This is a genomic window from Mycobacterium sp. 050128, from assembly GCF_036409155.1.
Taxonomy (GTDB): Bacteria; Actinomycetota; Actinomycetes; order Mycobacteriales; family Mycobacteriaceae; genus Mycobacterium.
Genome location: NZ_JAZGLW010000004.1, coordinates 414,009 through 436,832, shown reverse-complemented (window position 1 = coordinate 436,832; position 22,824 = coordinate 414,009). Strand labels below are relative to the sequence as shown.

Annotated in this window: 24 protein-coding genes; 14 read left to right on the top strand and 10 right to left on the bottom strand. The window is 67.3% G+C overall.

The genetic code is table 11. The features are described from left to right. Nucleotides 1-11: 11 nt before the first annotated feature. Nucleotides 12-2,645, top strand: coding sequence for a circularly permuted type 2 ATP-grasp protein (locus SKC41_RS25550; RefSeq protein WP_330980616.1), 2,634 nt, complete (start codon nucleotides 12-14; stop codon nucleotides 2,643-2,645). 33 nt (nucleotides 2,646-2,678) lie between these two features. Here SKC41_RS25550 and SKC41_RS25545 read toward each other — a convergent pair whose 3' ends face one another. Together SKC41_RS25545 and SKC41_RS25540 are read right to left on the bottom strand one after the other, a co-directional pair. Beyond that, nucleotides 2,679-3,725 carry a zinc-binding metallopeptidase family protein gene (locus SKC41_RS25545; RefSeq protein WP_330980468.1) on the bottom strand — a complete coding sequence of 349 codons (1,047 nt, stop codon included), beginning with the start codon at nucleotides 3,723-3,725 and terminating at the stop codon, nucleotides 2,679-2,681. Beyond that, the gene (locus tag SKC41_RS25540; RefSeq protein WP_330980467.1) at nucleotides 3,718-4,650 is read right to left on the bottom strand and encodes a transglutaminase family protein; all 933 of its coding nucleotides are present in this window, start codon (nucleotides 4,648-4,650) and stop codon (nucleotides 3,718-3,720) included. The genes SKC41_RS25545 and SKC41_RS25540 overlap by 8 nt, the downstream gene beginning before the upstream one ends. A gap of 75 nt (nucleotides 4,651-4,725) precedes the next feature. Between SKC41_RS25540 and SKC41_RS25535 the strand changes: the two genes are divergently transcribed. Continuing rightward, a complete protein-coding gene (locus tag SKC41_RS25535; RefSeq protein ID WP_330980466.1) occupies nucleotides 4,726-5,115 on the top strand; it encodes an MmcQ/YjbR family DNA-binding protein in 390 nt (129 codons plus the stop codon). 6 nt (nucleotides 5,116-5,121) lie between these two features. Here the strand turns inward: SKC41_RS25535 and SKC41_RS25530 are convergent, their stop codons facing one another. The 3 genes from SKC41_RS25530 to aspS are packed head-to-tail and all read right to left on the bottom strand — an operon-like array spanning nucleotide 5,122 to nucleotide 8,500. Beyond that, the gene (locus SKC41_RS25530; protein ID WP_330980465.1) at nucleotides 5,122-6,186 is read right to left on the bottom strand and encodes an FUSC family protein; all 1,065 of its coding nucleotides are present in this window, start codon (nucleotides 6,184-6,186) and stop codon (nucleotides 5,122-5,124) included. A gap of 47 nt (nucleotides 6,187-6,233) precedes the next feature. Further along, nucleotides 6,234-6,668 carry a nitroreductase family deazaflavin-dependent oxidoreductase gene (locus SKC41_RS25525; protein WP_330980615.1) on the bottom strand — a complete coding sequence of 145 codons (435 nt, stop codon included), beginning with the start codon at nucleotides 6,666-6,668 and terminating at the stop codon, nucleotides 6,234-6,236. A 47-nt stretch (nucleotides 6,669-6,715) separates the two neighbouring features. Beyond that, on the bottom strand, nucleotides 6,716-8,500 hold the full coding sequence (gene aspS, locus SKC41_RS25520) for an aspartate--tRNA ligase (RefSeq protein WP_330980464.1): 1,785 nt from the start codon (nucleotides 8,498-8,500) through the stop codon (nucleotides 6,716-6,718). A gap of 61 nt (nucleotides 8,501-8,561) precedes the next feature. Here aspS and SKC41_RS25515 point away from each other — a divergent pair, with 61 nt between their 5' ends. The 3 genes from SKC41_RS25515 to ypfJ are packed head-to-tail and all read left to right on the top strand — an operon-like array spanning nucleotide 8,562 to nucleotide 10,872. Further along, complete coding sequence (locus tag SKC41_RS25515) at nucleotides 8,562-9,461, top strand: oxidoreductase (protein WP_330980614.1); 900 nt, start codon at nucleotides 8,562-8,564, stop codon at nucleotides 9,459-9,461. Nucleotides 9,462-9,470: 9 nt separating this feature from the next. Continuing rightward, nucleotides 9,471-9,974 carry an SRPBCC family protein gene (locus SKC41_RS25510; protein WP_330980463.1) on the top strand — a complete coding sequence of 168 codons (504 nt, stop codon included), beginning with the start codon at nucleotides 9,471-9,473 and terminating at the stop codon, nucleotides 9,972-9,974. 19 nt (nucleotides 9,975-9,993) lie between these two features. Continuing rightward, nucleotides 9,994-10,872, top strand: a complete 879-nt coding sequence (ypfJ, locus tag SKC41_RS25505) for a KPN_02809 family neutral zinc metallopeptidase (RefSeq protein ID WP_330980462.1) — start codon at nucleotides 9,994-9,996, stop codon at nucleotides 10,870-10,872. Nucleotides 10,873-10,888: 16 nt separating this feature from the next. On the opposite strand, the gene SKC41_RS25500 is transcribed toward ypfJ, so the two are convergent. After that, nucleotides 10,889-11,317, bottom strand: a complete 429-nt coding sequence (locus SKC41_RS25500) for a hypothetical protein (protein ID WP_330980613.1) — start codon at nucleotides 11,315-11,317, stop codon at nucleotides 10,889-10,891. Between the two features lie 101 nt (nucleotides 11,318-11,418). On the opposite strand from SKC41_RS25500, the gene SKC41_RS25495 reads away from it, so the two are divergent. Continuing rightward, nucleotides 11,419-13,023: a purple acid phosphatase family protein gene (locus SKC41_RS25495; protein WP_330980461.1), complete on the top strand. Its 1,605-nt coding sequence runs from the start codon at nucleotides 11,419-11,421 to the stop codon at nucleotides 13,021-13,023. Here the strand turns inward: SKC41_RS25495 and SKC41_RS25490 are convergent. Further along, on the bottom strand, nucleotides 13,020-14,042 hold the full coding sequence (locus SKC41_RS25490; RefSeq protein WP_330980460.1) for an Rv2578c family radical SAM protein: 1,023 nt from the start codon (nucleotides 14,040-14,042) through the stop codon (nucleotides 13,020-13,022). The genes SKC41_RS25495 and SKC41_RS25490 overlap by 4 nt on opposite strands. Before the next feature lie 85 nt (nucleotides 14,043-14,127). Here SKC41_RS25490 and SKC41_RS25485 point away from each other — a divergent pair, with 85 nt between their 5' ends. The 5 genes from SKC41_RS25485 to helR all read left to right on the top strand — a co-directional run bounded on the left by SKC41_RS25485 (nucleotide 14,128) and on the right by helR (nucleotide 18,062). Next, on the top strand, nucleotides 14,128-14,691 hold the full coding sequence (locus tag SKC41_RS25485; protein ID WP_330980459.1) for a TIGR03086 family metal-binding protein: 564 nt from the start codon (nucleotides 14,128-14,130) through the stop codon (nucleotides 14,689-14,691). Continuing rightward, on the top strand, nucleotides 14,688-15,002 hold the full coding sequence (locus SKC41_RS25480) for an ArsR/SmtB family transcription factor (protein WP_330980458.1): 315 nt from the start codon (nucleotides 14,688-14,690) through the stop codon (nucleotides 15,000-15,002). Before SKC41_RS25485 ends, SKC41_RS25480 begins: the two co-directional genes overlap by 4 nt. After that, nucleotides 14,999-15,463, top strand: coding sequence for an SRPBCC family protein (locus SKC41_RS25475; RefSeq protein WP_330980457.1), 465 nt, complete (start codon nucleotides 14,999-15,001; stop codon nucleotides 15,461-15,463). Before SKC41_RS25480 ends, SKC41_RS25475 begins: the two co-directional genes overlap by 4 nt. Next, the gene (locus tag SKC41_RS25470; RefSeq protein ID WP_330980456.1) at nucleotides 15,460-15,780 is read left to right on the top strand and encodes a hypothetical protein; all 321 of its coding nucleotides are present in this window, start codon (nucleotides 15,460-15,462) and stop codon (nucleotides 15,778-15,780) included. The genes SKC41_RS25475 and SKC41_RS25470 overlap by 4 nt, the downstream gene beginning before the upstream one ends. Before the next feature lie 89 nt (nucleotides 15,781-15,869). Next, nucleotides 15,870-18,062, top strand: a complete 2,193-nt coding sequence (gene helR / locus SKC41_RS25465) for an RNA polymerase recycling motor ATPase HelR (protein WP_330980455.1) — start codon at nucleotides 15,870-15,872, stop codon at nucleotides 18,060-18,062. A gap of 7 nt (nucleotides 18,063-18,069) precedes the next feature. On the opposite strand, the gene SKC41_RS25460 is transcribed toward helR, so the two are convergent. The 3 genes from SKC41_RS25460 to SKC41_RS25450 all read right to left on the bottom strand — a co-directional run bounded on the left by SKC41_RS25460 (nucleotide 18,070) and on the right by SKC41_RS25450 (nucleotide 20,653). Further along, complete coding sequence (locus tag SKC41_RS25460) at nucleotides 18,070-19,545, bottom strand: HNH endonuclease signature motif containing protein (protein ID WP_330980454.1); 1,476 nt, start codon at nucleotides 19,543-19,545, stop codon at nucleotides 18,070-18,072. A 79-nt stretch (nucleotides 19,546-19,624) separates the two neighbouring features. Next, nucleotides 19,625-19,915 (bottom strand): hypothetical protein, encoded by a 291-nt coding sequence (locus tag SKC41_RS25455; RefSeq protein ID WP_330980453.1) that lies wholly within the window; start codon nucleotides 19,913-19,915, stop codon nucleotides 19,625-19,627. 81 nt (nucleotides 19,916-19,996) lie between these two features. Continuing rightward, nucleotides 19,997-20,653, bottom strand: coding sequence for a TetR/AcrR family transcriptional regulator (locus tag SKC41_RS25450; protein ID WP_330980452.1), 657 nt, complete (start codon nucleotides 20,651-20,653; stop codon nucleotides 19,997-19,999). A gap of 93 nt (nucleotides 20,654-20,746) precedes the next feature. On the opposite strand from SKC41_RS25450, the gene SKC41_RS25445 reads away from it, so the two are divergent. Genes SKC41_RS25445 through SKC41_RS25435 form a run of 3 tightly spaced genes read left to right on the top strand, consistent with a single transcriptional unit; the run spans nucleotide 20,747 to nucleotide 22,824 of the window. Then, a complete protein-coding gene (locus SKC41_RS25445; RefSeq protein WP_330980451.1) occupies nucleotides 20,747-21,232 on the top strand; it encodes a peroxiredoxin family protein in 486 nt (161 codons plus the stop codon). 19 nt (nucleotides 21,233-21,251) lie between these two features. Continuing rightward, a complete protein-coding gene (locus tag SKC41_RS25440) occupies nucleotides 21,252-21,683 on the top strand; it encodes a hypothetical protein (protein ID WP_330980450.1) in 432 nt (143 codons plus the stop codon). A gap of 16 nt (nucleotides 21,684-21,699) precedes the next feature. After that, nucleotides 21,700-22,824, top strand: coding sequence for an NADH:flavin oxidoreductase (locus SKC41_RS25435; RefSeq protein WP_330980449.1), 1,125 nt, complete (start codon nucleotides 21,700-21,702; stop codon nucleotides 22,822-22,824).

The following is a 22,824-nucleotide window of genomic DNA, read 5'->3' as shown; positions in this document are numbered from 1 at the left end:
CTGGCATCTGGATGGCACTCGACCCGTCGGCGGTTTCGGCCGATCATTACGACGCCGATCGACTGCTGGCCGGGTACCGGACCGCACGCGCCCAGGAAGCACTGTTCGAGCTGCGCCCTACTGGCTCACTGGGAGCCGGCTACGACGAATTCCTCGGCGAAGACGGACACGTGCGCCCGGCCTGGACCGAGCTGGCCGACACGGTCGCCGAACGCGGTCGGACCGGGCTGAATCAACTGCGCTCGGTGGTGCACAACCTGATCGACAACGACGGGATCACCTACACCGAAGTCGATCCCACCAGCGGCCATGCGCTGGAGCCCCGGCCGTGGAGCCTGGACACCCTGCCGATCGTGGTGTCCGCGGCCGATTGGGAGGTGCTGGAGGCCGGTCTGGTGCAGCGCTCGCGGCTGCTCGATGCGGTGCTCGCCGACCTGTACGGGCCGCGCAGCCTGCTCACCGACGGCATGCTGCCCCCGGAGCTGGTGTTCGCCCACCCCGGATACGTGCGCGCGGCCAGCGGAATCGAAGTGCCGGGCCACCACCAGCTGTTCATGCACGGCTGCGATCTGAGCCGGCTGCCCAGCGGCGCCTTCGAGGTCAATGCGGACTGGACGCAGGCGCCCTCGGGTGCCGGTTATGCGCTGGCGGACCGCCGCGTGGTGGCGCACGCGGTTCCCGATCTCTACGAACGGATCGCGCCGCGGCCCAACACGCCGTTCGCGCAGGCGCTGCGGCTGGCGCTGATCGATTCCGCGCCCGACGACGCCCAAGACCCGGTGGTCGTGGTGCTCAGCCCGGGCATCTACTCCGAGACCGCGTTCGACCAGGCGTATCTCGCGACGCAGCTGGGTTTTCCGCTGGTGGAAAGCGCCGACTTGGTGGTCCGCGACGGCAAGCTCTGGATGCGCTCGCTGGGGACGCTGAAGCGGGTCGACGTCGTTCTTCGCCGCGTGGACGCGCTCTACGCCGACCCGCTGGATCTGCGCGCCGATTCCCGACTGGGGGTGGTCGGTTTGGTGGAGGCGCAACGCCGCGGCACCGTGACCGTCGTCAACACGCTGGGCAGCGGAATCCTGGAAAGCCCTGGGCTGCTGCGCTTTCTGCCCGAGCTGGCCGAGCGACTGCTCGGCGAAGCCCCGCTGCTGACCGCCGCGCCGGTGTACTGGGGAGGCATCGACAAGGAACGTTCGCACCTGCTGGCCAACCTATCGTCACTGTTGATCAAATCCACAGTCGGCGGGGAAACCCTTGTCGGACCCACACTTTCGTCGACTCAGCTGGCCGGACTCGCCGCACAGATCGAGAGCATGCCGTGGCAGTGGGCCGGCCAGGAGCTGCCCCAGTTCTCCTCCGCGCCGACCGACCACGCCGGCGAGTTGTCGTCGGCCGGGGTGGGCATGCGGTTGTTCACGGTCGCCCAGCGCAGCGGTTATGCCCCGATGATCGGCGGCGTCGGCTACGTGGTAGCGCCGGGCCCCTCGGCGTATGAGCTGAAAACTGTTGCAGCTAAAGATGTTTGGGTTCGCCCGACCGAACGTGTGCGAGCTGAGACCATCACGGTGCCGACCGAGGTGCAGCCGGTCAAGACCGCCGCGGGCACCTGGGGAGTCAGCTCGCCTCGTGTGCTGTCCGACCTGTTCTGGATCGGCCGCTACGGCGAGCGCGCGGAAAGCACGGCCCGCCTGCTGATGGCCGCCCGCGACCGCTTCCACGTCTACCGCCACCACCAGGACACCGAGGAAAGCGAGGTCGTACCGGTGCTGATGGCCGCCCTGGGCCGCATCACCGGCACCGACACGGGGGCCGACAACGACCACGCCGAGATGATCGCGATCGTCCCGTCGACGTTGTGGGCGTTGACTTTCGACCCGGACCGGGCGGGATCTCTGATCCAGTCCGTGGAGGGGCTCGCGCTGGCCGCCAGGGCGGTGCGCGACCAGATGTCCAACGACACCTGGGTGGTGCTGGCCACCCTGGAGCGCGGACTTGCGCACCGGTCCGAACCGCCGCAGTCGCTGGCCGAGGCCGACACCCGGCTCGCGTCGGCGCATGGACGCACCCTGGCCGGGATGCTGACTCTGTCGGGGGTGGCCAGCGAGTCGATGGTGCGCGACGTGGGCTGGTCGATGATGGACATCGGCAAGCGGATCGAACGTGGCCTGTGGCTGACCGCATTGCTGGGCGCCACGCTCACGACGGTCCGCAGCGCGGATGCCGAGCAGACCGTCATCGAGTCGACCCTGGTGGCCTGCGAATCGTCAGTCATCTACCGGCGCCGTACGGTCGGTCAGGTCAGCGTCGCCGCGGTGACCGAACTGATGCTGTTCGACGCGAAAAACCCGCGCTCGCTGCTCTATCAGCTGGAGCGGCTACGGGCCAACCTCAAGGACCTGCCCAGCGCGTCGGGGTCGTCGCGTCCGGAGCGCACCGTGGAGGAGATCAGCACGCTGCTGCGGCGCTCGGACCCCGCCGAGTTGGAGGTGGCCGTCAACGGGCACCGCGAAGAGCTGGCCGACCTGCTCGCCACGATCCACACCGAGCTGCGCGACCTGGCCGGCGTCATCACCGAAACCCAATTGACCCTGCCCGGTGGCATGCAGCCGCTATGGGGCCCCGACGAACGACGGGAGATGCCGGCCTAGCCGCATGCCGGCTCCACCGTGCTCGCGATGTCGCTAGCTGGCGACGGCAGTCTGCGCCGATGTCACCTCTTCGATCACCGTGTGGATGAACTGCATCTTGTTCAGCACCGCGACCGGCAGCACGAACGGGTAGAGATCGTCGTGGCCCATCGACCGGTTGACCATGTTCAGCGACCACGACAACGGCAGCCACATCTCGATGATGTTGGGAAAAGCGCTGGGACCCAAGGGCGGCCGGTCGAAGGTCGCCGCCGCCGAGGCCAGACCGCACCATGCCGAGGTGTCCAGGGTGTCGCGGATGTGCAGATAGTGCGCGAACGTCTCGGCCCAATCCTCGGCCGGGTGCATGGTCGCATACGACGACACGAAGGTTTCCTGCCAGCCATCCGGAGAACCCTGGCTGTAGTGCCGGTCCAGCGCCTCCTGATAGTCGGCGTCCGGATCGCCGAACAGCTCGTTGAAGCGGGCCAGGTGATCGCGGTTCGGATCGATCAAGCGGTAGAAGTAGTAGTGACCGATCTCGTGCCGGAAATGCCCGAGCAGGGTTCGGTAGGGCTCGTCCATCTCGACCCGTAGCTGCTCGCGGTGCACGTCGTCGCCCTCGGCCAGATCCAGTGTGATGACCCCGTCCTCGTGCCCGGTCAGCACCTGTTCGTGCGCACTGGACAGCAGCCGGAATGCCAACCCGTAATCGGGATCCTGATCACGGCCGATGATCGGCAGCTTCAGCTCGTGCAGCTCGACGATCAGCCGGCGCTTGGCCGCCTCGGCCGCGGCGAACTCCGCCAGGCCGGACCTGTCGGCATCGTTGGGCCGTTCGGAGGTGAGCACACACGACGCGCACAGCAGCCGGGGGGTGTTGACGGGGACCAGCCAATTGCATTCGGCCAGACGCAGATTGGCGCACAGCTGATAGTCGGCGGCGTTGACGAAGCCGGCCTGCTCGCTGGGCTCACCCTCGGCGATTACCAGCAACGCCATCTGGTCAAGCGAAAACCCCAGTGCACTGCCGCAGTTGAGGCAGGTGGAGTTTTCGAACGTCAGGCGCTGGCCGCAGTTGGGACAGTGGAAGTCACGCATGGAGCTCATCACCTTCGAACGGCACCACGTCGACGGCGACGGCGATCTTGCTGCGCTTCGAGTCGGTGTAGATGATGCCGCGCAGCGGCGGCACATCCGCATAGTCACGGCCCCGCCCCACGATGATGTAGCGCTGGTCGACCATCTGGTCGTTGGTGGGGTCCAGGCCCAGCCATTCGAATTGGCCGGGTTGCTGAGGGGTCCACACCGCGGCCCAGGCGTGGGTGGCGTCAATGCCGATCATTCGTTCCTTTCCGGGGGGCGGGTCGGTGGCCAGATAACCGGACACGTAGCTGGCCGCCAACCCGTTGGCGCGCAGGCAGGCGATTGCCAACCTCGCAAAGTCTTGACATACCCCCTCCCGGGCCTCCAGAACCTCATTGACACCGGTGGAAATCGTCGTCGACCCCGAGCGGTAGGTGAAGTCGGCGTAGATCCGCGACGCGAGATCGCGCAAAACCTCGATCAGCGGGCGCCCGGGCACGAAACTGGGCGCCGCGTAGTCACGGACTTCGTCGGTGATCTCGGGGGGATTCAGGTCCAGGGCGAACTCGGTCGCCAGTGCTCCCCGGCGCCCGGCCGGCCGGGCCGCCTCCCACGGTTCGATCGCCGGCCCGCTGCGGTAGCGCTCGGGGGGCGCCGGATACACGTCGACGATGGAGTCGCTGGTCACCCTCAGGATGTGGTGCGGCTCGGTGACGTGGAAGTACGAGCTGATGTTGCCGTACCCGTCGACGCTGGTGGAGCTGTCCGCGGGGACCGGGTCGATCGTCAGCCGGTGCGCGACGCAGCGCTGGCGTTGCGAGTCGCGCGGGGTGAGAAAGCCGCGACCGTAGGAACTGGTCACGACGTCCGAGTAGCGGTACTCGGTGCGGTGGGTGATGCGATGGCGGCGGGTGGCCGGGGGTTGCACTGCAGCAGCCAACGAGCGACCTCCTGAGATCTGCGACCGATAGCCAATACGGCTCCAAGCGCACCATAGCGGGAGCACAATCGATGTGTGGCCACCTGGGACGACGTCGCCCGGATCGTGAGTGAGCTGCCACTCACCTGCGAGCAGTCACCGCATGACTGGAGGGTCGGCAAGAAGTTGCTGGCGTGGGAGCGACCGCTGCGCGTGTCGGACCGCGCCGCGCTGTCGGCCAACGGGATCCAGGCGCCCGAGGGCGACATCCTCGGCGTCTGGGTGTCCGACGAGGGAGTCAAATTCGCGCTGGTCGCCGACGAGCCGGACATTTACTTCACCACCCCGCACTTCGACGGCTATCCCGCGGTGCTGGTCAAGCTGGCGCAGATCGACGTCCGCGGTCTCGAGGAACTGATCACCGAGGCCTGGCTGACGCGTGCGCCCAAGAAGCTGGTCCAGGAGTACCTGACCGGCTCGATCTGAGCGCCCCTACCGCCGGCCCAGGTCGATCACCCGTTGCAGGTCGTCGACGCACGCTTGGACGACGTCGGCCAGCACCACTTCGTTTCGTTCCCGGGCGTTCGCCAGCAAGGTCGACGTATGCCGGCGGGCGGCGTCGACATGGCTGGTCGCGGCCGTGGGATCGGAGTCGGCGACGGCCGTCGCCTGCGCGAGATCGTCGAGCACCGCCTCCGCGGGTTGCGGAAGCCGGGCGCAGCACCCGTCGACCGCGGGGACCACGGCGCGGGCCAGCTGCAGCACCGAGACGGCGAGCATGGCCAGATGCAAGGCCTGGTGATCCGCGGCCTGCACGGCGTCGCGAAGCCCCCACCGGCGCGGCGCGAATCGCACCACCTGACGAGCCGTGGCCCGCGCCTGGATCAGTCCGCTCAGCTGCTCGTGCACCCTGTCGACGGCCGGCAGCGGCCAGTCCCGGGCGGGAACGTCACGGCCGCGGGCCAGATCGGCGGTGCGGGCCAGCACCGAGTGCAGGGTGCGCAGCACCTCGACGCGCGCGCTGCGCAGCACGACGAGCGGGTCGGCCGGGAACAGCAGGGTGGCGACGATGATCGCCACCCCCCCACCGATCAGCGCGTCGTAGATGCGTTCCCAACCGACACCGCTGCGATAGAGGGCGAGCACCAGAACCGACGACACGACGGTCTGGTTGGCGAACATCATCCCCTGGCCGATATAGCCCTGACCGATGAAGACCGCCGCCAACAGCGCGGCCAGCGCCGCGATCGTGATGGACACCGCGCCGGGTCCGCACAGCGTCTGCACCAGGGTCCCCGTCCCGATGCCCAGGGTCACCCCGACGATCATCTGGATCGCGCGTTGCGCGCGCAGCACGTTGCTGGTCGACAACGACACCGCCGCGGCGATCGGGGCGAAGAACGGTTGCGGGTGCGCCAGCACGTCGTGCGCGATGTACCACGACAGACCCGCCGCTACCGAGGTCTGCACGAGGTAGAACCACACGCCGCGGACCCGTTTGAAACCCCCGACGACGGCCCGGCCCGCGAACGGCCGCGTCAGCAGCGAAGTGCTCATCTCGCCTGCTTACCGCAGCGCCGGTGCGCGCGGCAATGCGAGATGCGTCAGCCGCGCCGCAACTCGAACAGCGGAATGACCCGGCTGGTCTTCGACTGATATTCGGCGAAGCCCGGCGCCACGGCGACCACCTTGTCGAACAGCTGATCGCGCTCCGCGGCCGGCAGTTCGTGCGCCGTCACGTCGTACGCATCGGTGCCCAGGTCGATGTGCGCCCGCGGGTTGGCCCGCAGGTTGTGCACCCAGGCCGGATCCTTGGGCGCGCCGGCGAACGAGCCGATGACGATCAGCCTGCCGTCGATCGTGAAATACGCCAGCGGCGATACCCGCTGCCGCCCGGACTTGGCGCCGGTCGTGGTGAGCAGTAGCAGGTCGGCGCCTTCGAATTGGCCGCCGACCTTGCCGCCGTTAGCGCGGAATTCGTCGGCGATCGCGTCGTTGAACGCCTTGACTGTTTCGGTGTCTGGGAACTCCTGGGACATGGCGCCGCTCCTCCTGATCGCTTCGCGCTGCGTCGTCGCCAGCGCGGTCATGCCCCGTCAACCTGTTTGGGCTTGGCATCTATTCCGGATTCCTTGCGCTGCTGTGCGGTGATCGGCGCGGGTGCATCGGTCAGCGGGTCGACGCCGCCACCCGTCTTCGGGAAGGCGATCACCTCGCGGATGGAGTCCACCCCCGACAGCAGCGCGTTGATCCGGTCCCAGCCGAACGCGATGCCGCCGTGCGGGGGCGCGCCAAATGTGAACGCCTCCAACAGGAATCCGAACTTCTCCTCGGCCTCCGCCTTGTCCAGGCCCATCACCGCGAACACCCGCTCCTGGATGTCGCGGCGATGGATACGGATCGAGCCGCCGCCGATCTCGTTGCCGTTGCAGACGATGTCGTAGGCATCAGCGAGCACCACGCCGGGATCGGTGTCGAGGGCACCCTCGAACTCGGGCTTGGGCGAGGTGAACGCGTGGTGCACCGCGGTCCAGGCGCCGGAGCCGACGGCGACGTCGCCGGCGGCGGTCGCGTCCTCGGCGGGTTCGAACAGCGGCGGGTCGACCACCCAGACGAACGCCCAGGCTCCCGCGTCGATCAGGTTGAGCCGCTGGGCGATCTCGCCGCGGGCCGCACCCAGCAAGGCGCGCGACGCCTTCGCCGGCCCGGCGGAGAAGAAGATGCAGTCGCCCGGGCGGGCCCCGACGTGGCCGGCCAGTCCGGCGCGTTCGGCATCGGTCAGGTTCTTGGCCACCGGACCGCTCAGCTCGCCTCCAGAAGCCTCGTCGCCGACCAGCACGTAGGCCAGCCCGCGATGCCCGCGCTGTTTGGCCCACTCCTGCCAGCCGTCCAGCGTGCGCCGCGGCTGCGACGCCCCGCCGGGCATTACCACCGCACCGACGTAGGGCGCCTGGAACACCCGGAATGTGGTGTCGGAGAAGAACTCTGTGCATTCGACGAGCTCCAGGCCGAAGCGCATGTCCGGCTTGTCGGAGCCGAACCGTCGCATGGCGTCGGCGTAGCTGATCCGCGGGATCGGCGTCGGGATCTGGTAGCCGATCAGGGCCCACAGGGCGGTCAGGATCTCCTCGGAAATCGCGATGATGTCCTCGACGTCGATGAAGCTCATCTCCATGTCGAGCTGGGTGAATTCCGGTTGCCGGTCGGCGCGGAAGTCCTCGTCGCGGTAGCAGCGCGCGATCTGGTAGTAGCGCTCCATGCCGGCCACCATCAGCAACTGTTTGAACAGCTGCGGGCTTTGCGGCAGCGCGTAGAACGATCCGGGGTGCAGCCGGGCCGGCACCAGGAAGTCGCGCGCACCCTCCGGCGTCGAACGGGTGATCGTCGGCGTCTCGATCTCGACGAAGTCGTGACGCGCCAGCACCGATCGCGCGGCGGCATTCACCTTGGAGCGCAACCGAATTGCCGCAGCCGGTCCCTCGCGGCGCAGGTCGAGGTAGCGGTACTTGAGCCGCAGCTCCTCCCCCGCCGGCTCGTCCAACTGGAATGGCAGCGGCGCACTTTCGCCTAGCACGGTCAAGGACGTGACGTTCAATTCGACATCGCCGGTGGGAATCTCGGCGTTGGCGTTGCCTTCCGGACGGATCTCGACGACGCCTTCGACCGCGATGCAGAACTCGGCGCGCAACCGGTGCGCCTGTTCCAGCACGTCCGGCGCGCGGAAGACCACCTGCGCGATGCCGGAGGCGTCCCGCAGGTCGATGAAGATGACGCCACCGTGATCGCGGCGGCGAGCCACCCACCCGACCAGCGTCACCTGTTGGCCGGCGTCGCGATCCCGTAGCGAACCAGCGGCGTGGCTGCGCAGCACGAATACTCCTCTGTGACGTTGGACGACTGACCAGTCTAAGGGGCCGTGTAACTTCGCTTTTATCGCCACAAACATCGCTCTCGTGGGTCCCGGTGCTGTCGGCACGACGGTCGCCGCGCTGCTGTACAAGGCCGGGCATTCGGTGCTGATCTGCGGTCGCACGCCCCGCGACAGCATCGAACTGCGTCCCGACGGCCAGGACCCGATCGTGGTGCCCGGGCCCGTGCACACCGATCCCGCCCTCATAGCCAATCACCTGTCCGGACCCGTCGACGTCGTGATACTGGCGGTCAAGGCCACCCAGAACGCGGCCTCGGCCGGCTGGCTGTCGCGCCTGTGCGCCGAGCACACCGTCGTCACGGTGCTGCAGAACGGCGTCGAGCAGGTCGAGCAGGTCCAGCCGCTGTGCCCGGCGTCGCCGGTGATCCCGGGCATCGTCTGGTATTCCGCCGAGACCCAGCCGCAAGGGTGGGTGCGACTCCGCGGTGAGGCCGCACTGGTGCTGCCCAGCGGGCCCGCGGCGCAGACGGTTGCCGAGCTGCTGCGCGGCGCCGGCTGCCGGGTGGACTGCGACCCCGACCTGATCACCGCGGGCTGGCGCAAGCTACTCACCAATGCGCTGGCCGGCTTCATGGCGCTGTCCGGGCGGCGGTCCGGGATGTTTCGCCGCGACGACGTCGCCGAGTTGTCGCACCGCTATGTCGCCGAATGCCTGGCCGTCGCTCAGGCCGAAGGCGCCCGGTTGCCCGACGGCGTGGTCGACGAGCTGACCGACCTGTTCCGTCAGGCGCCCGAAGACATGGGCACCTCGATACTGGCCGACCGGGAGTACCACCGGCCGATGGAATGGGACATCCGCAACGGCGTGATCATCCGCAAGGCTCGTGCGCACAACCTGGCGACGCCGATCAGCGATGTGCTGGTGCCGCTGCTGGCCGCGGCCAGCGACGGCCCCGGCTAGATTAATTCCATGCATCCCTGCGAGCGCGTCGACCTCGACTTCATCGAGAACGCGCCATTCCGGTTCCGCAACAGTGTCGACCTGGCGATTACGCCCGAGCAGGTTTTCGAGGTGCTGGCCGACGCCGAGGCCTGGCCGCGCTGGGCGTCGGTGATCACCAAGGTGACCTGGACCAGTCCCGAACCTCGCGGGGTCGGCACCACCCGCATCGTCGAGATGCGCGGCGGCATCACCGGCGACGAGGAGTTCCTGGCCTGGGAACCGTTCACCCGCATGGCATTTCGGTTCAACGAGTGCTCGACGGCAGCCGTAGCCGCATTCGCCGAAGACTACCGCGTCGAGGTTATCCCCGGCGGCTGCCGGCTGACCTGGACCATGGCCCAGAAGCCGGCCGGGCCGGCACGATTTGCGATGGTCTTCACCGGGCCGCTGCTGAACCTGGGCCTGCGCCGGTTTCTGAGCAACCTGCGCCGCTATACCGACAACCGATTTGCTGCTACGCAACAGCGTTAGGTGTGTGCAAAGCTAAACCATGACCTTCAACGAGGGTATGCAGATCGACACCAGCACCGCGGATTCATCCGGCGGTGGCGGCATGGGGATGGCCCTCGGGGGCGGCGGCGTCGGGCTACTGATCCTGGTCGCGGCCTTGTTCTTCGGCATCGATCCGGGCAAGGTCATGGCCCCGCAGGGCGCGAACACCGGCGGCTACTCGGCGCCCGGCTTCGACTTGAGCCAGTGCAAGACCGGAGCCGACGCCAACAAGTACGTGCAGTGCCGGGTGGTCGCCACCGGCAACTCCGTGGACGCGGTCTGGCACCAGCTGATGCCGAACTACACCCGCCCGCATGTGCGGCTGTTCACCGGATCGGTCAACACCGGCTGCGGGCCGGCCACCACCGCGGTGGGGCCGTTCTACTGCCCGGTGGACCAGACCGCGTATTTCGACACCGATTTCTTCAAGGAGCTGGTCGATCGATTCGGTTCCAGCGGTGGACCTTTCGCACAGGAGTACGTGGTCGCCCATGAATACGGCCACCACGTCCAGCAGTTGCAGGGCAACCTGGGCCGCGCCCAACAGGGCGCACAGGGCGCCGGCGGGAACGGGGTCCGCACGGAGTTGCAGGCCGACTGCTACGCCGGCATCTGGGCGCACTACGCGTCGACGGTCAAGCAGGAAAGCACCGGCGTGCCGTACCTAGAGCCGTTGAGCGACAAGGACATTCAGGACGCGCTCTCGGCCGCCTCGTCGGTCGGCGATGACCGGATCCAGAAGGAGTCGACGGGCCGCGTCAATCCCGAGTCGTGGACCCACGGATCCGCCGCGCAACGCCAAAAGTGGTTCACCGTCGGCTATCAGACCGGCGATGTGCAGCAGTGCGACACGTTCGCCTCGACGAACCTCGGCTAGACCTCGACCGGGCTGACTAGCCGGCCTTGCAGGTGACGGTGGTGGTGGCATCCGCGTGGGCGACCACTTGGCCGTCCACCGCGATCTCGCAGTGGAACGACGCGGGGCCGTTACCCGAATCCGGCCAGTGCAGCATGCCGCTGGCGGTGATGCTCGCGTACTGGTTCGGGTTTGCCAGCGTCGCCGTGTAGGTAACCGGCGCTCCCCCGCTGAGCGGGGCCTGCACGCTGGTCATGAACTTCGACGGGTCCGCGCTGTAGGCGGCCTGGCTGGGCGGATCGGAACTCACATAGTTCACCGTGGCAGTCAGGTTGCCGGTCGAGGTGATCGTGTAGGTCACCTGGTGGCCGTCCGCATGCGCCGTCGCCGGTCCGAGAATCACTCCCCCGACCAGCGCGAACATCGCGGACGCGACCGCGCTGGTCCCCCTTCGCAGGTTCGTCATCACGTTCGTCATATCGAAAACGCTACCGGATTTGTTACCGACGGCTCCGGCGTTCACCGCTTGATATGCCAACGGTCGCCCGGCTCGGGTATGAAACATGCATGACCGACGACGCCGATCCCGCCCCGCCGGACAGCGTGCCGGGCATTAGCCGCCGCAGGTTGTTGACCACCAGCGCCACCTCCGCTGTCGTCGGGATGGGTGTCGGCGCCGGTGTCGGGGTGGGCGCCGCCGCGCTGGTGTGGTCCAACTCGGCCGGGCCCGGCCTGCTGCGCCGGCCGGATCGCAACGGCGCACCGCCGGTGTTCGGCCTGCACCTGCAATTCGGCAAGAACGCCGGCACCGAGGTGGTGGTGTCATGGCACAGCACCGAGGCCGTCCGCAGTCCGCGGGTCATGCTCGGCACGCCGGGGTCCGGTTTCGGTCAGACCATCGCGGCAGAAACCCGAACTTACCGGGATGCGAAGTCCAACAACGAGGTTCGTGTCAACCACGCTCGCCTGACGAACCTCACGCCGGATACCGACTATGTGTATGCCGCGGTCCACGACGGCGCCGAACCGGAGCAGGGCACCGTGCGGACCGGGCCGGTGGGACGAAAGCCATTGCGCTTCACCAGCTTCGGCGATCAGTCGACCCCGACCCTGGATAAGATGCCCGATGGCACCTATAGCACCGACAACATCGGCTCACCCGCGGCCGCCGACACCACGCTGGCGATCGAGCGCCTCGGACCGTTGTTCAACCTCGTCAACGGCGACCTGTGCTACGCCAACCTCGCCCAGGACCGCATCCGCACCTGGTCGAACTGGTTCGAGAACAACACGCGTTCGGCGCGCTACCGGCCGTGGATGCCGGCGGCCGGCAACCACGAGAACGAGTTGGGCAACGGGCCGGTCGGCTACGGCGCGTACCAGACGTACTTCACGGTGCCCGATTCCGGGGCAAGCCCCGAACTGCGTGGGCTCTGGTACTCGTTCACGGCCGGTTCGGTGCGGGTGATCAGCCTGAACAACGACGACGTGGCCTACCAGGACGGCGGCAATTTCTACATCCACAACTATTCGGGAGGCGAGCAGAAGCGTTGGCTGACAGCCGAACTCGTGGCGGCGCGGCGCGACCCCGATATCGACTGGGTGGTCATCTGCATGCATCAGACCGCCGTGTCCACCGCCGAGCGCGCCAACGGCGCCGACCTCGGCGTCCGCGAGCAATGGCTGCCGCTGTTCGACCAGTACCAGGTCGATCTGGTGTTGTGCGGACATGAGCACCACTACGAGCGGTCCCATCCGTTGCGGGGAACCGAAAACACCGACACCCGAACGCCGATACCCGTCGACACCCACGACGTGATCGACACGACACGCGGGACGGTGCACGTGGTCGCGGGCGGCGGCGGCACCTCGGCACCGTCTAACGGCATGCTCTTCCCCGAACCCCGGTGCCGGGTGATCACCGGCGTCGGCGCGTTCGATCCCTCGATCGGGCGCAAGAAGCCGATTTACATCCTCGAGGACGCACCATGGTCGGCGTTTCGCGACTTCGAGAACCCCTATGGCTTCGTGGCTTTCGACGTCGATCCGGGCCAACCCGGCGGCAACACCTCAATAACGGCCACGCATTATGCGCTGCGCGGTCAACTCGGCGAGGTTGCCGTCGTGGAGCAGTTCACCCTGACCAAACCGCGCGGCGACAAGCCCGCCTAGAACAGCGTGGGCTGGACGGGTTCCGGCTCGGTTTTCGGCGCCTGCGAGAACGGTCGCTGATCACCGGACAGCCGGTGTTTGGCGATCAGCCCAGCGGCCCGCGTCCGGAGCATCTCGCGATAGTCGGGCGGCAAATACGCTCCGCGCCGGTACAACTCGCGGTAGCGGCCGACGAGTTCGGGATGTGAACCGGCCAGCCAGGACATGAACCAGCCACGGGTAGAACGCCGCAGATGCAGGCCGAAGACGGTGACGCCGGTGGCGCCGGCGGCCGAGATCTGGCCGAGCAGGCCGTCGAGGTGCTCGACGGAGTCGGTGAGGTGTGGCAGCACCGGCGCGACCATCACGTGGCAGTCCAGGCCGGCGTCGCGGATGGCGGCGATCAGACCCAGTCGCGCCTGCGGCGTCGGCGTGCCCGGCTCGACGTCGCGATGCAGCTCCGCATCCCCGACCGCCAGCGACACCGCGACCGACACCGGAACCTGTTGGGCCGCAGCGGTAATCAGCGGCAGGTCGCGGCGCAGCAGGGTGCCCTTGGTCAGGATGGACAGCGGCGTGCCGGATTCGGCGAGTGCGCCGATGATGCCGGGCATCAACGCGTAGCGGCCCTCGGCGCGCTGGTACGGATCGGTGTTGGTGCCCAGCGCCACCGCTTCGCGTCGCCACGACGGCCGGCGCAGCTCGCGGCGCAATACCTCCGCGACGTTGGTCTTGACCACAATCTGGGAGTCAAAGTCGGTGCCGGAGTCGAAGTCCAGATATTCGTGGGTGGGGCGGGCGAAACAATAGCGGCAGGCGTGCGAGCAGCCGCGGTAGCCGTTGACGGTGTAGCGAAACGGCAGCGCGGCCGCGTCCGGAATTCTGTTGAGCGCCGATTTGCAGAGCACCTCGTGAAAGGTGATCCCCTCGAACTGCGGTGCGCGCACGCTGCGGACCAGGCCGATCCGCTGCAGTCCAGGTAATGCTCCGTCGTCGACCGGTTCCCCGTTGACAGCGACGGCCTGGTTCGCCCACCGCATTCCGCTATTCGAACAATTGTTCGATGCAATGTCAAGCGGACAGGCCACTGTTGAAATATTGTTTAGCAGTCGCTAAATTTAGCGAATGCTAAACAATGAGACGGTGATCGACCCCGTCGCGCTGTATCGCACTGCCACCGACCGGGCGGTCACCGTCGTCGAGACGGTCAGGCCGGACCAACTCGACTGGCCCACACCGTGTTCGGAATGGACCGTGCAAGAGCTCATCGACCATCTCGTCGGGGGCGCCGAGTATCTTCTGGCAGCGGCCTCGGGTCGCCAACCCGCGGCTGTGCAGGGCGCGATTGCCGGCGACTATCGCCGGGAGGTGCAGCGGGTGCTGGCGGCGGTCGCGAAACCGGGAGTGCTGGAACAAAGCTGCGTGTCTCCGCTCGGCTTTGATTGGCCACTCACTCAAGCGGTTGCCGGAACATTCATGGATGTGCTGATTCACACCTGGGATCTGGCACGCGCCACGCATCAAGACGAGCGGCTCGATCCTGTTCTGGTGCAGGCGTGCACGGCGATGTTCGTACCCGAGATGCCCCGGCGCGGGCGGGAAGCCGGCATCATCGGACCGGAGGTGGCGGTCACCGCCGACGCGTCGGCCCAAGATCGGCTCTTGGCCGCGATGGGCCGCCGCCCATGAGCCAAGCGGCCATCGAGGACGCGATCAGGGCCTTGGCCCACCCGGGACGCCGGGCAATGTTGCAGCTGGTTTGGGACCAGGAACGCACCGCGTCCGCTCTGGCCGAGGCTGCGGGTCTGTCGAAATCGGCTGCAAGCCAACACCTCAAGCTGCTGCGCGAGGCGGGCCTGGTGGAGGTCCGGGTGGAGGCCACCCGTCGGCTATATCGCGCCGACCTTGCCCGAGTCGGCCAGATCGCGGCGATGCTCGATGAGTTCTGGGCCGCTCCGCTGCAGCGCCTGCGCACGATCGCCGAATCCGATCCGACATGAAACTGGCCGCCCAGCAACTCGTGGTCCGTGCCAGCGCGCGACGAGTGTTCGAACTCTTCACCGATCCGGAGCAATTCGTCCAGTGGATGGCCCCGCAAGCCACCCTCGAGCCGGTTCCCGGCGGGATGGTGCGATGGACACACCCCAACGGAGACACCGTGTCTGGCCGCTATGTAGAGATCACGCCGCACCGGATCGTGTTCACTTACGGATGGGAACGCCCCGAGGTCGAAATACCGCCTGGATCAACCACTGTCGAGATCGACCTGACCCCTCAGCCGGACGGTTCCACCTTGGTCACGTTGGTCCATCGCGGACTCGACAAGCCCGCCGCCGATGCCCACCGCGGTGGCTGGGTGCACTACCTCGACCGCATGCGGCGCACGGCCGAGGGTGCCGACGTCGGCGCCGACCCGTGGGCCGAACGTCGGGTGCCCACGCTCGAAGAGCGGCGATCGTGACAAACGACGTCTCACCCGAGTCCCGCTTTTGGGACCTGGCAGAGATCCTTCTGAAAACCAACTCGGTGACCCGTTCGACGATGATGGGCTTACCCTGCCTGCGGGTGAACGGTCTCTTCTTCGCCTCGTTCGACCCACGAACCGAGTGCCTGGTGGTCAAGCTTCCCGCGGCAAGAGTCGACGAACTCATCGCTTCCGGGTTGGGCTCACCCTTCGCCCCGGCCGGACGCCGCTTTCGGGAATGGGCCGCCATCGCACCCAGCCAATCGCCTCGCTGGCTGGCGCTTCTTAACGAGGCCCTGGCCTTCTGCCGTTGATCGACAGGCAGTATGGACAGCGGAGCCTTCGGCTCCTTCCAGGCGATGGCGCAAAATCGCTGGCCTAGTCCAGAAGTGGCGGAGGGTACTTGTCGAATCCCGAGTACGACAGCGAACTGCGGTCCGAACAGGGCTACGTGACCGGACTCTATGCGCGCCTCGATGCCGAGCGCGCCCGGGCGAAGGAGAGTTTCCGCGCGGCATTGCTGGGCGATGGCGAGAGTTTGTCGGATCGGGATGCCGAGGTGCGCGCGGTGGCCAGGGAGGTCAAGCGGCTCGACGTGGCGGATTACGGGCTGTGCTTCGGGCGGCTGGACGCCATCTCCGGCGAACGCTCCTACATCGGGCGGATCGGCCTGTTCGATGCCGACAACGAGTACCAACCGCTGCTGCTCGACTGGCGGGCGCCGGCCGCCCGCGCCTTCTACGTCGCGACCGCGGCCAGCCCCGAGGGCATGCACCGGCGCCGCCAGTTCCACACCCGCGGGCGGCGCATCGACGACTTCACCGACGAGGTGTTCGGCCGGCCGGGTGCGGACGCACAAGGGGATGCGGCACTGCTGGCGGCGATCAACGCGCCGCGCGGCGAGGGCATGCGCGACATCGTGGCGACCATCCAGGCCGAGCAGGACGAGATCATCCGGCTCGATCACCCCGGCGTCTTGGTGATCGAGGGTGGCCCCGGCACCGGGAAGACGGTGGTGGCGTTGCACCGCGTCGCGTACCTGCTGTACACCCAGCGCGAGCGCATCGAGCGCCACGGAGTGCTTGTGGTGGGCCCTAATTCGGCGTTTTTGCGCCACGTCGATCGCGTGCTGCCGTCGCTGGGCGAATCCAGCGTGGTGTTCATGACGCCGGGCGATCTGGTGCCCGGGATGCACGTCACCGCCGAGGACACCCCGCAGTGTGCGGCGTTCAAGGGCTCGCTGAAAATCCTCGACGTGCTGGCGGCCGCGATCGCCGATCGGCAGCGGCTGCCCGAGCGCCCGCTGGAGATCGAACTGGCGGATGTGACGATGCGCATCGATGCCGAGATCGCCGGGTGGGCGCGAGAAGAGGCACGCGGCAGCGGACAGCCGCACAACCAGGCCCGCGCGGTATTCGTCGACATCCTCACCTGGGCGCTGACCGAGCGGGCGATCGCCCGGATCGGGCGCGGCTGGCTGACCCGCGAGGACCGCAGCGCGTGGGAACAACTGCGTTCCGACCTGCTCGCCGAACTCGCGGACAACGACCAGTTCGCCGCGGCGCTCGACCGGCTCTGGCCGATCCTGACACCGCGGGAGCTGTTGGCTTCGCTGTACCTCTCCCCCGAGCGGCTACATGCCGTCGGTGCTCCCCAGGCGCTGTTGCGCGTCGACGGCGAGGCCTGGACCGTGTCGGACGTGCCGCTGCTCGACGAGCTGGTCGATCTGCTGGGGCGCGACAAGGCGACCGAGGCCGCCGAGGCGAGTGCCAAGCGCGAGCGCAATTACGAGGCCGAATACGCCGCCGGCGTGCTGGACTTGATGGTCGCGCGCGAGGATCTGATGGACGACGAGGACCAGCTGATGGCCCGCGACGTGATCCATGCCGAGGCGCTGGCCGATCGGTTCATCGAGCGCGACACCCGTGAACTCGCCGAACGTGCTGCGGCAGATCGGGATTGGACCTACCGGCATGTCGTCGTCGACGAGGCCCAGGAACTGTCCGAGATGGACTGGCGGGTGCTGATGCGACGCTGCCCCGGCCGGTCCTTCACCGTGGTCGGCGATCTCGCCCAGCGCCGGTCGGCGGCCGGAGCGACATCGTGGCACGCGATGCTGCAGCCGTACGTGCCGGACCGGTGGGATTACCGGTCGCTGACGGTCAACTACCGCACCCCGGAAGAGATCATGACGGTCGCCGCCGCGCTGCTCGAGGAGTTCGCGCCGGGTGTTCAGCCACCGGAGTCGGTTCGCGCGTGCGGCGTGCGGCCATGGGCCCGGCGGGTCACCGACGACGAATTGCCCAGCGCGATCGAAGAGTTCGTGCGCGACGAAGGCGGTCGCGAAGGCACCAACGTGGTGATCGGTCCACCCGGTGTGCCGGGCACGGTGCCGGTCTCGCAGACCAAGGGATTGGAGTTCGACGCCGTGCTGGTGGTCGACCCGCAACAGATCCTCGCGGACGGCCCGCGCGGCGCGGCCGAACTCTACGTCGCCCTCACCCGGGCCACGCAACGCCTCGGGGTCCTGCACCGAGAACCGTTGCCACAGGCACTGTCCGGCCTGGCCGAGTACGAGACCTTCGTAAAACGTTGATAGACACTCAGAATGGCGGCGGATCAGGATCGGCAGTGGCCGTGTGCGATTCGTCCAGTCCCACCCGCGCCTGGCGGTTCTGGCGGCGCTCGGCGCCGATGCGAGCGGCTCGATTCTGGGCGCGAGTCTGCCGTCGCATCGGCATCATCGCGGTCCGGTCGCCGCAGTAGTCCTGCAGCCGGTCGACGCCGGGTGCCGGCGCGCCGCTCGTCGGCGGGCACAGGCTCGGGAACAGCAGCGCGCTGCCCGGGGTTGTGACATAGGTCTGACCAGCCGGCGAGGTCAGAATCACCGTCCCGTCGGGCAGCTGCTTGTCGCGCCAGCCCCAAAACGTCTTGACCAGGTGATGAGTCCTGCAGTAGCACTTGAGGTTTGACGCGTGCGTCGGGCCACCGTCGCCGTACGGGATCGTATGGTCGAGGTCGCACTCGACGGCCGGGCGGTCGCAACCCGGCCAGCGGCAGGTCAAGTCTCGGCATCGCACGAAATCCCGCAGCGCCGCCGACGGCACATATCCCGGCTCAGGCGCGGCATCGGCGGGATGGGCCAGCGGCATGATCTTGGCCGACTTGGCAAGTTCCGCAACGAGTTCCGGCGGGATGAGTCCGTCCGCACCGAGCTGGGACGCCGACCCCGAGCCGATGCCGTCGACCGCGGCCCGCTCGGCGATCACATGAATGACGACGGGCGATGCCGCCGGCAGTCTGCCCGCGGCGCAGTCCGGCCGGCCACACCGGCAGCCGAGCCGGTCGGCCGCTGCGGCCAGCGCCCCCAGCGCATCGGCCCGGCGCTCGTCACGGCCGCGCGGGTCGTGTTCACACACCGTGGCACACAACGCATTCAGGCGCTTTTCCAGAGCCCGGGCGTCGGGGGTCAGCAGGGAACCATGAATCTCGGACGTCCCGTCGCCGATGTCCGCGATCCATACCTCGCGCCCGGATTGCCGTTGCTTTCGCCGCCGGACGGCATCGGCATCGGCCCGGACCACAATCCTGTCGACCTGCCCGGCCAGCCGACCGTACGTCAGCGATGGCCAACGCGGCACGTTGGCAGCCAGCTCCGCGTCAACTCTGGCCAGTACCTCGTCGTCGATCAGCAGATCGGTGCGATAGACGATGGTCTGAAACGTCCGATAGTCGATGTCACCGGTCTTGAAGACTTCCGCAACCCTCGGCAGCCGCTCACGCATTGCGCGGGCGTACCGGAGGCGACTGGCCGCCAGCCCCTGACCGATCCGCAATACCGCAGCCACTTCGGCGGCCACCGCCTCGACGGTGTCGACCGCCCACGCCTCGGTGTCCGAGCAACGAGATAGCCGATAGCCGAATAGGTCCCCGATGGCCGCCAGTTGCGCGGCCGCGGCCCGGTTCTCCCGTCGTGCAGACGAGCGGATTCGATCCACGAAGGCCGCGGAATCGGGCGTGGTGGATGGATAGTGCCGTTCGAAGACCTCGTCGATCTGCTCGCAACTACTCGAACTCATGTTCGAATGATAACGCTACCCACCGACAAAAATCGGCCTGAAACGCATGTGGCACAAGTGATTTGGAGTGCCGCCGCCGTCACGCCTCGTCGGTTAACAACTGCTCCGGTTGAGGAGCCAGGACGGCCCGCCCGGTCATGACACCCATCAGCCCGTCTTGGTAGGTAAGCCCCGGCGGCTTACCCTTCACGCCGGCGGGCGGCGGGTCGTCGGGCCGTGGGCTGGCCTTCGGCCACGCCGGTGGTACCGACAACGACCCCAGCGCGGGCGACCCGCCCAGCGTCGTGCACTCCACCCGGACGCTGGAGAAATCGCGGAATGATTTCACCCGCGGAGCGGTTGTCCTGCCCTGGATCTCAGCACGTTCCACGAACGTCTCCTCACCGGCGGCCTACAACGCGGCGACGACGCCTGTCCCGCGCAATCTTGCACGACCGTACAATAAGAGCGGCTAGCTCTTTGGAGATTCGCTGAATTTGGTCTGGCCGCGCCGGTAGGCGGCGATGTGTCCGAGCGCCATGTTGACGGCGAGTTCGACGGGTCGGGCGCTGCGCATGGTCTGCGCCATCAGCAGTCCGCCTTGCAGCGCACTCATCACGGTCAATGCGAGGTCGGCGGGTTCGGCATCCGCGGAGAGTTCGCCGCTATCGCGCATGATCGCCAAGCCCGCGGATAGATACGACTGCCACTCGGCGAACGCCTGGGCAAGCTCCTGGCGGGCCGAATCGGACCGCTCGGCTAGCTCGCCCACCAGCGAGCCCAGCGGACAACCCCCGACACCTTGCGTCGCACGGGTCATGGCGACGACATGATCACACCACCGCTGCAGGCCCTCCCACGAAGAGACCTCGCCCAGATTGGGCTGCTGGGCCGCGATGACCTGGCCGAGTTGGGTTTTCACCACCTCGCCGATGAGGTCGTCCTTGTTGGCGAAGTAGTGGTACAGCTGCGACTTGCTGGTCTCGGTCGCCGCCATCACGTCGTCCAGGCTCGTCCCGGCGACCCCCTGTCTGCGGACCAGTGATGCCGCCGCAGCGACGATGCGGGCTCTGGTCGCCGCACCACGAGTCGTCAGTCGCGTAACACCGGGGCGGTCATGTGAGGACATGCCGGAAAGCTTAGAGCGAATTGGACTTGATAGTCCACTTTGGCTTCAGCAGAATCTGGCCACGTAACCTGCTACCCCCTCCGGAAGGTTGACGTGTCTCGCCTGAACTACGGCCAGCAGTTCCCCGCGCTCGAGGTCCCCGCCGTCGGTGGCGGCACGATCTCGCTGCCCGGCGATCTCGCCGGTTCCTACGGCGTCGTCTTGATGTACCGCGGGTCGTGGTGCCCATACTGCAACGCTCAGCTCGCCGCGTTCTCTCGCGCCCTCGACACCCTGACCGAGCTGGGGGTCAAGGTCGTCGCTTTGTCTGTCGACGATGCGCAGACCTCCGCGGAGCTGGTCTCCAAGCGCAAGCTGCGCTTCCCGGTCGGCCACAGCGCGAACGCCGACACGATCGCCGCGGCGACGGGCGCCTACGTCAACGACGACCCGCACTTTCTGCAATCGACCGGCTTCATCTTGGCGCCGGACGGGACGGTGCGGCTCGCCGTCTACTCGAGCGGCGCCATCGGCCGGTTGGTCGCCGACGATGTGATCGGCTTCATCCGCTACATCACCGAGCATCCGGACGCGCGTTGAGCAACACGGGGAGGAAATGGTGAAGCCGAATTCGGATAACCGGGTCTTGACCTATAACTCGATGTTTCTGGGTTCCACGACGTTCCTGTTTGGCGTCTTGAAATTTTTCGAGCCATTTCGGACGTGGTTCGATGTTCAGATCACCAAAAGTGGCCTCCCGCGACTCAGCATCCCCATGGGCATCGCCGGAGAAATATCCATCGGCCTCGGTCTGCTTTCCGGTTCCTGGCTCAGTCGGAAGCCGTCGAACCTGTTTCGCCCGATCGTCGCCGGCGCCTCGGCGGGGCTGATTGCCAACATGGGGGGTGCCACCTATGTGCACTTGCACCCGCAGGTGCCGGCCGACGTGCTTCCCCTGAAAATAAAGCCCCCGATTATTCCCCTGCTCGTTATGTCGTTGTCCGCGGTGAATCTCTTTCAACTTCGTCGCGAAAGAATGCGGCAATCCTAAAGGCAAGGATGACCTCGTGCCCGACCACGTAGACCCGCCGCATCAGAACCTGTTCACCGCGGCGACCATCGGCAACGTCGACCTCGCCAATCGCGTGGCCCTGGCGCCGATGACACGAGTGAGCGCGACGGCCGACGGTCTGCCCACCGACCGAATGGCTGCTTACTACCGCGCATTCGCCCAGGGCGGCTTCGCTCTGTTGATCACCGAAGGGCTCTACATCGACGACCTGACCAGTCAGGGGTACCTCTTCCAACCCGGCATCGCGAACTCCGGTCACGCGGCGGCCTGGCAGCGGGTCGTCGACGGCGTCCATGACAGCGGGGCCAAATACTTCGCCCAACTCATGCACGCCGGCAGCCAGTCGCAAGGTAACCCGCACACAACGACGACCTGGGGGCCGGCCGCAATACGCCCGAAAGGCGCGCAACTGCCGATGTACCGCGGCTGTGGGCCATTCCAAATTCCCCAAGCGATGACCACCGAGCACATCAGCCAAGTCCGCTCCGCCTTCGTCAATGCGGCACGGCAGGCGCGCGACGCCGGGTTCGACGGCGTCGAGATCCACGGCGCAAACGGCTATCTGCTCGACGAATTCCTCACTGACTACCTGAATACGCGCACCGACCGCTACGGCGGCAGTATCGCCAATCGAGTGCGCCTGGCGGCCGAGGTCTGCCATGACGTCGTGTCGGCCCTCAACGGCGACATCGCCGTCGGTATCCGGATCTCCCAGGGAAAGGTGTCCGACAATCACCACCGGTGGGCCGGCGCCGAGGGCGACGCGGCCACCATATTCGGCACTCTGGCCGAAACCGGCATCGACTACATCCACACCACCGAATATCGGGCGCTGGCACCAGCATTCGCCGAATCCGACAAATCGCTCGCGCAGCTCGCGAAGCAATACAGCGGGCTGTCGATAATCGCCAACGGCCATCTCGACGACCCCCGGGACGCCGCCGCGATCATCGATTCCGGCGCCGCCGATGTTGTCGCCCTGGCCAAACCGGCGCTGGCCAACCGGGACTGGCCTCATCGGGTGCGGTCCGGCCAACCGTTATCGCCCGACGTGCCCAGGGATGTATTCGGGCCCGCCGCCGATATCAAAGACTGGGAAGTGGTCCCGAAGATCCGTTGA

What these genes read in the sequence shown, in the direction of transcription:
- SKC41_RS25550 (WP_330980616.1), top strand. Translation starts at nt 12, where the DNA reads ATGGCACTCGACCCGTCGGCGGTTTCGGCCGATCATTACGACGCCGAT.
- SKC41_RS25545 (WP_330980468.1), bottom strand. Translation starts at nt 3,725, where the DNA reads ATGCGTGACTTCCACTGTCCCAACTGCGGCCAGCGCCTGACGTTCGAA.
- SKC41_RS25530 (WP_330980465.1), bottom strand. Translation starts at nt 6,186, where the DNA reads ATGAGCACTTCGCTGCTGACGCGGCCGTTCGCGGGCCGGGCCGTCGTC.
- SKC41_RS25525 (WP_330980615.1), bottom strand. Translation starts at nt 6,668, where the DNA reads ATGTCCCAGGAGTTCCCAGACACCGAAACAGTCAAGGCGTTCAACGAC.
- SKC41_RS25510 (WP_330980463.1), top strand. Translation starts at nt 9,471, where the DNA reads ATGCATCCCTGCGAGCGCGTCGACCTCGACTTCATCGAGAACGCGCCA.
- ypfJ (WP_330980462.1), top strand. Translation starts at nt 9,994, where the DNA reads ATGACCTTCAACGAGGGTATGCAGATCGACACCAGCACCGCGGATTCA.
- SKC41_RS25500 (WP_330980613.1), bottom strand. Translation starts at nt 11,317, where the DNA reads ATGACGAACCTGCGAAGGGGGACCAGCGCGGTCGCGTCCGCGATGTTC.
- SKC41_RS25495 (WP_330980461.1), top strand. Translation starts at nt 11,419, where the DNA reads ATGACCGACGACGCCGATCCCGCCCCGCCGGACAGCGTGCCGGGCATT.
- SKC41_RS25490 (WP_330980460.1), bottom strand. Translation starts at nt 14,042, where the DNA reads ATGCGGTGGGCGAACCAGGCCGTCGCTGTCAACGGGGAACCGGTCGAC.
- SKC41_RS25485 (WP_330980459.1), top strand. Translation starts at nt 14,128, where the DNA reads ATGCTAAACAATGAGACGGTGATCGACCCCGTCGCGCTGTATCGCACT.
- SKC41_RS25480 (WP_330980458.1), top strand. Translation starts at nt 14,688, where the DNA reads ATGAGCCAAGCGGCCATCGAGGACGCGATCAGGGCCTTGGCCCACCCG.
- SKC41_RS25475 (WP_330980457.1), top strand. Translation starts at nt 14,999, where the DNA reads ATGAAACTGGCCGCCCAGCAACTCGTGGTCCGTGCCAGCGCGCGACGA.
- SKC41_RS25460 (WP_330980454.1), bottom strand. Translation starts at nt 19,545, where the DNA reads ATGAGTTCGAGTAGTTGCGAGCAGATCGACGAGGTCTTCGAACGGCAC.
- SKC41_RS25450 (WP_330980452.1), bottom strand. Translation starts at nt 20,653, where the DNA reads ATGTCCTCACATGACCGCCCCGGTGTTACGCGACTGACGACTCGTGGT.